Source organism: Sphingomonas sp. AC449 (assembly GCF_979253475.1).
This window is the reverse complement of record NZ_CEEDCZ010000132.1, coordinates 1-229: the sequence shown is the minus strand read 5'-3', so window position 1 is coordinate 229 and position 229 is coordinate 1. Positions and strand designations below refer to the sequence as shown.

Here is a 229-nt window from a genome sequence, read left to right as displayed (position 1 = left end):
ATCCTGACCGAGGCGCGAGAGACGGGGCGGCTGCCCCGGACGCTGTTCTCCGCCGCCGCGAGCGCGACCCATCCACTGGTCCATGCGCTGTCGATGGACGTCGAGGAGGCGGGTGGCGAGTCGATCCAGACGACGCCGGATCTCCTCTCCAAACTGACGGGCAAGGAAAACCCGCAAGCGGTCGTCGGAGTGTTCGACGAGTTCGATACGACGCTGGAGCAACTCGACC

1 pseudogene is annotated in these 229 nt (G+C 66.4%); it reads left to right on the top strand.

Annotation, left to right across the window (positions count from 1 at the left end):
• Positions 1-229 (top strand): annotated as a pseudogene (locus AC0CH3_RS18110) (TrmH family RNA methyltransferase); the annotation flags it as partial.